At 62.8% G+C, this 1937-nt stretch carries 1 protein-coding gene; it reads right to left on the reverse strand.

Going from position 1 to position 1937, the window contains the following annotated elements; all coding sequences use genetic code 11:
- Positions 1 to 89 precede the first annotated feature (89 nt).
- Positions 90 to 1349 carry a group II intron reverse transcriptase/maturase gene (gene ltrA / locus ACFWA7_RS39965; RefSeq protein ID WP_385828085.1) on the reverse strand — a complete coding sequence of 420 codons (1260 nt, stop codon included), beginning with the start codon at positions 1347 to 1349 and terminating at the stop codon, positions 90 to 92.
- Positions 1350 to 1937: the final 588 nt, after the last annotated feature.

Here is a 1937-nt window from a genome sequence, read left to right on the forward strand (position 1 = left end):
GTCGAGTAGCCGAGGGGGATCTCACCCCTCGGCTCTCACAGAACCGTGCGTAACGGTCTCCCGTTACACGGCTCTTGTCGTTCTGATCATCAGATCTCTGCGGCCGCCGTGGTGAGGCGCCAGTGCACGAACATGCGGGGGTATCGCTGGGCGATCTCCTGCATCTTCGAGTACGCCTTCTTCTGGGCCGCGAGCCGCTTGTACTTGTTGCGGATCCATCGCACCAAGTAGGTGTTGACGCGCGCCAAGAAGCGGTCCAACTCCCAAGGCCGGAATCGGCCGTAGTAGTTGATCCAGCCCCCGATCACAGGATTCATCCTGCGGGCGAGCTCGCTGAAGGTCAGCTCGGCCCGTCGGTGCAGTCGCCAGGACCGCACCTCCCGGCCGATCCTTGTCAGGGCCTCCCTGCTGATCCCCGGCTCGAACGACAGGAACAGCTTCCCGTGCCGATTCCGGTTCTTCCGGGCGCGAAACGTGTACCCAAGAAAGGTGAAGGCCGTGCACTCGAAGGAGCGCCGGCGGTTGCCGTCCTTGCAGTAGACGATCCGGGTCTTGTCCGGGTGCAGCCGCAGCCCGACCTCGACCATCCTGTCCGTGAGCGCGGCCAGCACCTGGCGGGCCTCTCGCTCAGTGACGCAGTGCAGTACCGCGTCATCCGCGTAGCGCTCGAACGAGACGGACGGGAACTCCCGTTCCATCCACATGTCGAACGCGTAGTGCAGGAACAGGTTCGCCAGAACGGGAGAGACCGGCGCCCCTTGGGGCGTTCCGCGCTCCCGCTCCATCTGGGAGCCGTCGGGCATGACGAGCGGGGCGGCAAGCCACCTCCGCACATACAAGTTCACCCAGACGGCGTCGGTGTGCGCGGCCACCGCCTTGACCAGCAGGTCCCAGGGCACGCTGTCAAAGAACTTGGCAATGTCGAACTCGACCACCCAGTCCCGCCGCCAGCTACGCTCCCGGCACTTCCCCACCGCGTCCAAGGCAGACCGTCCCGGCCGATATCCGTAGCTGTCCGGATGGAAAACGGGCTCCACCCTTCGCATTAGATGCCGGGCTACGACGGTCTGAGCAACCCGGTCGGCGACAGCGGGAATGCCGAGCATTCTCGTGCCACCACCGTGCGGCTTCGGAATGGCCACCGCCCGCACCGGAGGAGGGAAGTACGAGCCCGACGACATGCGGTTCCAGACCTTGTACAGGTTTCCCTTCAGGTCCTTCTCGAAGTCATCGATGCTCTGCCCATCCACTCCGGGCGCACCTCTATTGGCCTTGACTTCCTCCCACGCTTCTTTGACTTCCCACTTCGAGATATCAAACGGCTTGGTCGATGACTTCAACTGGCTCATCGCACTCCTCCCAGACGTCGTCCGGTTGATGTGATCAACTCAGTCACGAACGACCCGGCCCCTTCGCTCCACCCCCGTTACAGGGGCTTCATCACTACTACGAGCCGGTCCGCCAGCAGGTACCGCATCGGTACTCGACCCCTCACGGTGTCTGCCGCTTGGGGCACTCCCTCTTGCTGCCGCAGTGCGGCAGCAGTGTCGGACCTGCCTTCTCCTGTTCCATGTGAAAGCCGCAGACCGGGCTCACGTCGCCTCCATGCCGGACACCACCTGGCCAATAAGCGGGAACCCGCCAGGCTCATCCCGGGGTCGTTTCCACACCCCGGTTTCGATGTCGTCTGTCTGCTTTTCGACACGTCAGCAGCGATTCACTTGCGTTCGTCTTCCCGATCCCCACCTGACGCCTCTTACGACGCCTTTCCCTCATCGCTCACCACGACAGTCATTAGCTAACGCAGCATGAGGCGGTTTGAAGCCTCCCCCCGCAGGGCGACTCCGAAGGGCCAAAACCTTCATCTTTCACACAGCACCATGATCGGGAGCTGCCCTACAAACAACTCCTTCTCACGCTCAGGACACACGGAAACA

Source organism: Streptomyces sp. NPDC059994 (assembly GCF_042737755.1).
Classification (GTDB): Bacteria; Actinomycetota; Actinomycetes; order Streptomycetales; family Streptomycetaceae; genus Streptomyces.